This window comes from Methylobacterium sp. P3_A11 (assembly GCF_056403155.1).
This window is the reverse complement of record NZ_JBFUGA010000176.1, coordinates 1-6,753: the sequence shown is the minus strand read 5'-3', so window position 1 is coordinate 6,753 and position 6,753 is coordinate 1. Positions and strand designations below refer to the sequence as shown.

Below are 6,753 nucleotides of genomic sequence, written 5' to 3'. Positions count from 1 at the left end.
ATGGAGAGCTTCTTCCACACTCTCAAGGTCGAGCTCGTTCATCAGCGGCGATGGGCAACCCGAGATGAGGCGCGACGCGACCTGTTCGCTTACATCGAGGGCTACTACAATCGGCAACGCATCCATTCGGCGCTCGGCTATCTCACGCCCGAGCAGGCCGAGCAAAACGCGAGCTAAACTCCCCGTGTCCGCGAAATCAGGGGAGGATCATTGCTCTTGCGGCTCAGGAGGGCAAGCTTCTCCCGCAGCCACGCCTCCAGCGCTTCGACCACCGGTCGGCTTCGTTCCTGACGGGCCGCCCGTCGCTCCTCGGCCGAGCGCCCGCGGATCTCGGCCTCGATCCGGTAGAGCGCGGCGATGCGCGACAGCGCCTCAATGGCGATCGGCGAGGCCGCGGCGAGGTCGTAGAATTGCCGACGTACATGGCTCCAGCAGTAGGCCAGCCGCACGGCGCCGCCCTTGGCCAGGCTCTCATAGGCCGCGTAGCCGTCGACCTGAAGCACGCCTGCAAACCCGCAGAGATGCGCGATCGGTCGTCCGGCCGTGCGATCGGGGGCATAGACGTAGGCGACGCCGGGCGGATCCGTCCCGCCCCAGGGCCGGTCGTCGCGCGCATACGCCCAGAGCTGGCCGGTCTTAGTGCGACCGCGGCCCGGATCGAGCACCGGTGCCGTGGTCTCGTCGGCAAACAACTTGCCTGAGCACTTGAGCGTCTCCAGCAGCCGCACGTGCACGGGCCGGAGGAGGAAGGCGGCGCGCCCGACCCAGTCGGCCAGCGTCGAGCGGTCGAGGCTGACGCCCTGGCGGGCGAAGATCTGCGCCTGCCGGTAGAGCGGCAGGTGGTCGGCGTATTTGGAGACGAGTACCTGCGCGACGAGCGCGTCGGTGGGTAGGCCGCCTTCGATCAGACGCGCCGGCGCGGGTGCCTGCACGACCGCGTCCCCGCAGGCACGGCAAGCGTAGCGCGGGCGGCGGATCACCAGCACCCGGAACTGCGCCGGCACCACATCGAGGCGCTCGGATACGTCCTCGCCGATCCGGTGCAGGGCACCCGAGCAGCACGGGCAGGCGAGGTTGCCGATATCCACGACGGTCTCGATCCGCGGCAGGTGGGCGGGCAGTGCACCACGGTTCGTGCGCCGCTTGACCCTCCGCGCCTCCTTTTTGGCGGGCTCGCTTTCCTCGGCGGCAAAGCCCGCAGCCTCGACCTGCTCGGCCTCCTCAAGCCCGAGCAGGAGTTGATCCTCAGGCAGGCTCTTGGCGCGGCGGCCGAAGCGGTGGCGCTGCATGGCCAGGATGATCTGGCGCAGCCGCTCGTTCTCGGCGCGCTCCTCGGCGAGCAGCGCCTTGAGCGTCTCGGGATCGTCGGATGAGGGCGAAGCAGGCGCGGCCACGAAGCGGATTAGATCATATCTGCCAGTGACTTGCCACTGCGATGAAGCCCGTCGGCCAGCCTTCTTGCTCAGCCTGCAACCGCCGGTACGCTCACGGCACGAGCCGCATGGACGCGCTTCCAGTCCAAGCCCTCCACAAGCGCAGCGAGTTGCGCCGCGCTCAGCCGAACCACGCCGTCCTCGATCTTCGGCCAGCAGAACTGGCCAGCCTCCAGACGCTTGGTCGCGAGGACCAGTCCGCTTCCATCCCAGACCAAGAGCTTCACCCGGTCAGTGCGTTTTGACCGGAACACGTAGACCGTGCCGGAGAACGGGTCCGCGCCCATCGCGTCCCGGACCAGAGTGGCCAATCCGTCCATGCCCTTGCGGAAGTCCACGGGCCGTGTGGCCAGCATCACGCGCACCGCACCGAACGGCCCGATCATGGGCAAGCCTTCAGCGCCTGGATCACCGCCGCGATCTGAGCCGCGCTCGCGCCCTGAGCGATGCGGACCGTGGCGCCTGCGATCTCGACTTCGATGCTGCGCCAGCCGCATCGCTCCCCCAGCTCTGGGCTCAGCTCGGCAGACGTCGGCTCCTGCCGGCCCACACTCAGAACGGCCGGCACGAACTGCAATGGGCGATGATCGTCGTGCCTCTCAGCCTGACGCATCAGGCGCCGCCACGTGAACAGCTGAGAGGCGCTCAGTCCATGTCGGCGGGCCACCGCGCTGATCGAGGTGCCCGGCCCATCACTCTCGGCGACGATGGCGGCCTTCTCCTCATCCGTCCACGTTCGCCGCCGGCCAGCCCCGGTGAACAGCTCCAGGCGCCGGACCGGCTCCGACATAGCCATACGCTCTGACATCGACATGTGACGGAGCTCCCATCCCGCTCCGTATGTCGCCTTCACGCGGCCTGCCGGAAGGTGCCGTCCAGACAGCGCTTACGCTTTGGCCTGGGCCGAACCGTGTAGGACGGCGCGCAGCAGCGCGAGCTCGTGCCGGTCGCCGTCGACTGCTGCGGATGTGAAGACCGGCATCGTCCTGACTTCAATGTTAGGCGGAGTGGTGAGAAGCGGCTGGCACAACAGCCGAGCGCAGGCTCCTCAGCTCTTGTCCGCCTTGGACGGAGCAGCGGCGATATCTCCGCCCAGTGCTCCGCCCACTGGCGTTTGCATGATCGCGCCGGTCGGCACCACCGGAGCGCCCGAGTGAGCCCCATCGCCGTGCTCGTGAAGCAGGTTCTCAACTTCCTCAATCAGGGCCGAAGGGCGGTATGGCTTCGAGAGGAACTGTGCGCCAGCCGGCAGATCACCGGGGGCAGGCCGCATCTTACCAGAGGTCAGGATGATACCGACAGTTGGCCAACGGTGACGGACAAGGCGAGCGAGGCCGAGCCCGTCTATGTCGCCCGGCATGTTCCAATCAGTGAATAGCACCCGTACGTCACCACGTGCTTCCAGGAGCGTCATAGCCTCCCGAGCATCACGTGCCTCAAGGGTACGAAAGCCGGCGTCCGAGAGAATGTCAGCAGCGATCATGCGAACAAGCACGTCATCCTCAACCACGAGGACCGCAACAGGTCTGATGTCTAACTTAGATGTCACTGTCTCACCCTGCCACAAGCTTGATCATCGTCAGATCGAGAGCGTCTGTGGGGCTCAGACACAGCGATATTGTTTACCGTGACGAGCCGCTCCTCTTGAGCGAGGAAGTGCTGGCCCGCGTGTCCTTAAGCTGATGCCTAGAGCACGGACGACCGGCGGGGCAGCTGCCAGAGGTCGTCCTTGTTCGGGAACGGCTCCAGTCGCTCGCCGACCGCAAAGGTCAGGGCGGTCAGGAGAACCGGCATGAGGAGCACGGCAGCGGTGATCATCGCCGCCACTTCAGCGCTGGGCGTAGGGGCCGGGATAGACCACCCGCACCGCGCGGCCAGAGCGATCCTGCTGCGCATCGCGCGCACTGGCTGCCGGCAGGGCGGGGGCGCGGCTGTGCAGGGCGACCATGGCCGGAAGCGGCTTGGTGATCAGCGTCTCAGCATGCCCTGCACCACCGAAGGCCAGAACCCCGCAGAGGATTGCGCCGAAGCCCGTACCAGCAGCGGCAGCGAGCGTGAGCGGTGAGGTGGTGCGCGGCATGATCGAGTTCCCCCTGTCTTTGTTGGCCAATGATTAGCTGTCAAATCGTTGGATGTCAAACGATGAGTGATCTATGCCTTGCAGCGCTCATCGTGCTACATGGAAGCCATGACCCAGCCCGCTCGCCGCTTTCCGACCCAGACCGCCTCCGAACAAGCTGATGAGGGTGCGTCCGGCCCTGACGTGCTGCCGCTGGACCGGCAGCTGTGCTTCTCGGTCTATGCCGCGGCCCACGCGTTCACGGCCGCCTACAAGCCGCTGCTTGAGCCGCTCGGTCTCACCTATCCGCAGTACCTCGCCATGCTGGCGCTGTGGGAGGAGGACGGGCAGAGCGTGAAGCAGATCGCCACGCGGCTGCACCTCGACTCCGGGACGGTGACGCCGCTGCTCAAGCGCTTGGAGCGCGATGGTCTGCTGCGCCGTGGGCGCGATCCGGCCGACGAGCGGCTGCTGCGGGTGGAACTGACCGACGCCGGGCGCGCTCTGCGCCGGAAGGCGGGTGCTGTCCGGGAGCGGATTGTCTGCGCGCTCGGCGAGAGTGAGGAGCCCATCCAGGCGCTCAAGCGCGAGATCGATAGGGTCACCGCTCTGTTGGGACACCCTGAGAGCGCCGGAAGTGGCACACCTGAGTAGGTGCCAGCTTTAAGCACAGTCATGACGGCGGCCCAACCGTCAGCACCCAAGATTGTGAGTGCGCTCGCCGCATTATCTCGCCCCAAATGTGGCATGCGTCGGCACATACCAGCCATGCCTTAGCGCAACTCGATCTGGACACAATTGATCTGTTTTAGCGTCACCACTTGTAACAACAATGGGTACGCAGGTTGTTATTCAAAGTCCGACCGTCTCTTCTGGCCGCTTTCGCAGCTGTGTGCATGATCACTGCGGGCGGCGAGGGTAAAGCAGCATCCGGTCAGCAGGCAGGCGTCGCGTCGTGGTACGGCCCCGGCTTCCACGGTCGCAAAACGGCCAACGGCGAGCGCTTCGACATGAACGCGCTGACGGCCGCGCACCGCACTTTGCCGCTGGGGACGCATGTGCGGGTGACCAATACGCGCACAGGTCAGTCGGTCGTGGTGCGCATCAACGACCGCGGCCCTTACGTCGGCCGGCGCGTGATCGACCTGTCGAAAGCCTCGGCCCAGGCGATCGGCATGTCCGACCTTGCCACGGTGAGCATCGCGCGCTTGTAACGCGACGGCGGCCGCCGTGTACCGCGCGTGGAAGGCCCGGGCGGTGACTTCGCCCCAAGCCTGAGAGCGGAATACGTTCGACATATCGTCCGGCCGCAGACCCTCACCGCGTAGCTCAGCTCACGCCCTTTAGGACGTTGGAGCGAGCGCGATCAGCACCCGAACGGGGGCAAGTCAGAGCAGGTGGTCGGGCATCATGCTGGGCGGCTTAGTCGTCGGAGGGTGGGTACATCACGACGGCCGCGGAGCGCGGAGCCGATCTCGCCCGCATCATGGATCAGTCGGGCCATCGGGATCCGCGGACAGTGGTCGGCTACATCCGCCGCGCCAACGCCTTCAAGGGGCACTCGGGGAGTGGCTTTCTGTAGGCAGCGTGACCGCCTGATAGGATCTTGCCGTCCTGAACCTGATATCAGGCGGCGAGAACGAGTTCACCTTCCCGGGTAGCCCCCTCGCAGCCCGCCGACTTGATCCGGTAGCAAGGCTCGCCTGATCGATCGTCTGGCATGAGCCGAACCACCTCAAAAAGACCGTCGACGACGCTACTCTTGTTGCCGGCGTATGTGATCCCGAGCTGCCGGACACTCTGGCCGACCTTGAACTTGTGAGACATCTCTCGTCCTCCAGTAATGACGCTTTGCGGGGCGAGGGCTGGCCTACCGCCGGGCTTTGGCCTTGCGAGCGGCGAAGCGTGCATCGCGCGCAGCCTTCTGCTCGGTAGCGAGTGCGACCTGCCGCTCTGCCTTCTCGGCAGCCAAACGAGCGACTTCGGCCTCTGCGCGCTCCCTCGCCGCAAGCGCTTCAGCCTCACGCTCAGCTTCAGCGACAAGACGAGTTGCTTCTCGCTCGTTGGATCGCACTTCCCGCGCCTCGACGAGGGCTTGCCGCTCGGCCTGCCGCGCAAGGACAGCCGGATCATCAGCTGCCGGGCGTGCCCGGAACCGGTCTAGAGTGACCTGCCGTGCTTTGGCGGTCTCCTCAAGCCGATCGGAGAACTGGTCGGTTTTGAATTGCCCCACGTACATTCTTTACGCCCACCACAGCGCAGCCGGGTGGCGAGAAACAGATGAAGCCGCTCCCAGAGGAACGGCTTCGAAACTCGTCATAGGCAGATGAGCGAGGCTCAGGCGGCCTGAAGGCTGCCAGCGGACTGCTTACCGGTGCGGCGGTCGGACTCCATTTCGTAGGAGACTTTCTGACCTTCGATCAGGTYGTTCATGCCGGCGCGCTCGACGGCGGAGATGTGCACGAACACGTCCTTGCCGCCGTCATCGGGCTGGATGAAGCCGAAGCCCTTGGTGTCGTTGAACCACTTAACGGTGCCAATGCTCATAGGTATTCCGTATCTATATAGGCAAACTAATGGGTCGAGCGCATGCACCGCACGCGCTCGGTCGATGATCGTCGAAAATGGGAGAGATGCAGAGCGCTCGCCCTGTTCAGGCGAAGCGGCCGAATATCTGGCCAAAAGTCGATTTAACATGGGTACGCCATTCGCGGGATAACCACAACCGCACAGCGTAAGTGGGTGAACGTCGACATGCCGAACCGAAGGAATTGACGATGCATATCAGCAGCAGGGTGCCGCACGACGATTTCCGGGAAGGCTTCACAGTCGGCTTCCAGCTCATCCAAGGGATAGGTGTCGAACCGCCGGCCGCACCAGCGGAGCCCGATGCGGTTGCCGACACGACGCGGTTCCTTCTGGGCGTTCGAGCCGGCATTGCGGCGGCTGGTGGCAAGCTCACGTAGGCGTGCCTACACCGGGCTTGTCACGTTGGCGGGCGGACTGGCTTGCGGCGGTCGATCGAGCGTCGTAGCCGGGCCGTATGAGCCCGCTCTCGTACTCCGGCTACCGCTTCCCACGTGACGTGATCCAGCGCGCCGTCTGGATGTACCTTCGCTTCACCCTCAGCTACCGCGATGTCGAGGAGCTCCTGGCCGAGCGCGGGATCATCGTCACGTACGAGAGCGTCCGCCGCTGGGTGCTCACCTTCGGTCCCGACGAGAGCGTCCGCCGCTGGGTGCTCACCTTCGGTCCCGTCAT

General features: G+C 65.3%; 12 protein-coding genes and 2 pseudogenes. 5 read left to right on the top strand and 9 right to left on the bottom strand.

Translation table 11 applies throughout. The features are described 5' to 3' along the window. The coding region (locus AC1DXK_RS29590) for an IS3 family transposase (RefSeq protein WP_477299617.1) at positions 1-177 on the top strand (177 nt) is incomplete at its 5' end. Between the two features lie 35 nt (positions 178-212). On the opposite strand, the pseudogene tnpC reads toward AC1DXK_RS29590, so the two are convergent. The 6 genes and pseudogenes from tnpC to AC1DXK_RS29560 all read right to left on the bottom strand — a co-directional run. After that, positions 213-1,394 (bottom strand): annotated as a pseudogene (tnpC, locus tag AC1DXK_RS29585) (IS66 family transposase); the annotation flags it as partial. Positions 1,395-1,462: 68 nt separating this feature from the next. Next, complete coding sequence (gene tnpB / locus AC1DXK_RS29580) at positions 1,463-1,819, bottom strand: IS66 family insertion sequence element accessory protein TnpB (protein ID WP_477299616.1); 357 nt, start codon at positions 1,817-1,819, stop codon at positions 1,463-1,465. Further along, positions 1,816-2,247, bottom strand: a complete 432-nt coding sequence (gene tnpA, locus AC1DXK_RS29575; RefSeq protein ID WP_477299615.1) for an IS66-like element accessory protein TnpA — start codon at positions 2,245-2,247, stop codon at positions 1,816-1,818. The genes tnpB and tnpA overlap by 4 nt, the downstream gene beginning before the upstream one ends. A 234-nt stretch (positions 2,248-2,481) precedes the next feature. Then, on the bottom strand, positions 2,482-2,943 hold the full coding sequence (locus tag AC1DXK_RS29570; protein ID WP_456685811.1) for a response regulator: 462 nt from the start codon (positions 2,941-2,943) through the stop codon (positions 2,482-2,484). Positions 2,944-3,119: 176 nt separating this feature from the next. After that, entirely contained in the window at positions 3,120-3,251 is a 132-nt protein-coding gene (locus AC1DXK_RS29565) for a hypothetical protein (protein WP_456685812.1), read from the bottom strand. A gap of 10 nt (positions 3,252-3,261) precedes the next feature. Next, positions 3,262-3,513: a hypothetical protein gene (locus tag AC1DXK_RS29560; RefSeq protein ID WP_456685813.1), complete on the bottom strand. Its 252-nt coding sequence runs from the start codon at positions 3,511-3,513 to the stop codon at positions 3,262-3,264. A 108-nt stretch (positions 3,514-3,621) separates the two neighbouring features. Between AC1DXK_RS29560 and AC1DXK_RS29555 the strand changes: the two genes are divergently transcribed. Both AC1DXK_RS29555 and AC1DXK_RS29550 read left to right on the top strand, forming a co-directional pair. Continuing rightward, the gene (locus AC1DXK_RS29555; protein ID WP_456685815.1) at positions 3,622-4,146 is read left to right on the top strand and encodes a MarR family winged helix-turn-helix transcriptional regulator; all 525 of its coding nucleotides are present in this window, start codon (positions 3,622-3,624) and stop codon (positions 4,144-4,146) included. A 242-nt stretch (positions 4,147-4,388) separates the two neighbouring features. Then, on the top strand, positions 4,389-4,706 hold the full coding sequence (locus AC1DXK_RS29550; protein WP_456685814.1) for a septal ring lytic transglycosylase RlpA family protein: 318 nt from the start codon (positions 4,389-4,391) through the stop codon (positions 4,704-4,706). Between the two features lie 412 nt (positions 4,707-5,118). On the opposite strand, the gene AC1DXK_RS29545 is transcribed toward AC1DXK_RS29550, so the two are convergent. From AC1DXK_RS29545 to AC1DXK_RS29535, 3 genes are all read right to left on the bottom strand, one after another. Further along, the gene (locus AC1DXK_RS29545) at positions 5,119-5,319 is read right to left on the bottom strand and encodes a hypothetical protein (RefSeq protein WP_456686874.1); all 201 of its coding nucleotides are present in this window, start codon (positions 5,317-5,319) and stop codon (positions 5,119-5,121) included. 43 nt (positions 5,320-5,362) lie between these two features. Continuing rightward, a complete protein-coding gene (locus tag AC1DXK_RS29540) occupies positions 5,363-5,731 on the bottom strand; it encodes a DUF6481 family protein (RefSeq protein WP_456686873.1) in 369 nt (122 codons plus the stop codon). A gap of 98 nt (positions 5,732-5,829) precedes the next feature. Further along, the gene (locus AC1DXK_RS29535; protein WP_477299614.1) at positions 5,830-6,039 is read right to left on the bottom strand and encodes a cold-shock protein; all 210 of its coding nucleotides are present in this window, start codon (positions 6,037-6,039) and stop codon (positions 5,830-5,832) included. Positions 6,040-6,269: 230 nt separating this feature from the next. On the opposite strand from AC1DXK_RS29535, the gene AC1DXK_RS29530 reads away from it, so the two are divergent. After that, positions 6,270-6,458 (top strand): hypothetical protein, encoded by a 189-nt coding sequence (locus AC1DXK_RS29530; protein ID WP_456686872.1) that lies wholly within the window; start codon positions 6,270-6,272, stop codon positions 6,456-6,458. Positions 6,459-6,535: 77 nt separating this feature from the next. Then, positions 6,536-6,753, top strand: a pseudogene (locus AC1DXK_RS29525) (hypothetical protein); the annotation flags it as partial.

What these genes read in the sequence shown, in the direction of transcription:
- AC1DXK_RS29560 (WP_456685813.1), bottom strand. Translation starts at nt 3,513, where the DNA reads ATGCCGCGCACCACCTCACCGCTCACGCTCGCTGCCGCTGCTGGTACG.
- AC1DXK_RS29565 (WP_456685812.1), bottom strand. Translation starts at nt 3,251, where the DNA reads ATGATCACCGCTGCCGTGCTCCTCATGCCGGTTCTCCTGACCGCCCTG.
- AC1DXK_RS29555 (WP_456685815.1), top strand. Translation starts at nt 3,622, where the DNA reads ATGACCCAGCCCGCTCGCCGCTTTCCGACCCAGACCGCCTCCGAACAA.
- AC1DXK_RS29530 (WP_456686872.1), top strand. Translation starts at nt 6,270, where the DNA reads ATGCATATCAGCAGCAGGGTGCCGCACGACGATTTCCGGGAAGGCTTC.
- AC1DXK_RS29545 (WP_456686874.1), bottom strand. Translation starts at nt 5,319, where the DNA reads ATGTCTCACAAGTTCAAGGTCGGCCAGAGTGTCCGGCAGCTCGGGATC.
- tnpA (WP_477299615.1), bottom strand. Translation starts at nt 2,247, where the DNA reads ATGTCGATGTCAGAGCGTATGGCTATGTCGGAGCCGGTCCGGCGCCTG.
- AC1DXK_RS29550 (WP_456685814.1), top strand. Translation starts at nt 4,389, where the DNA reads ATGATCACTGCGGGCGGCGAGGGTAAAGCAGCATCCGGTCAGCAGGCA.
- tnpB (WP_477299616.1), bottom strand. Translation starts at nt 1,819, where the DNA reads ATGATCGGGCCGTTCGGTGCGGTGCGCGTGATGCTGGCCACACGGCCC.
- AC1DXK_RS29540 (WP_456686873.1), bottom strand. Translation starts at nt 5,731, where the DNA reads ATGTACGTGGGGCAATTCAAAACCGACCAGTTCTCCGATCGGCTTGAG.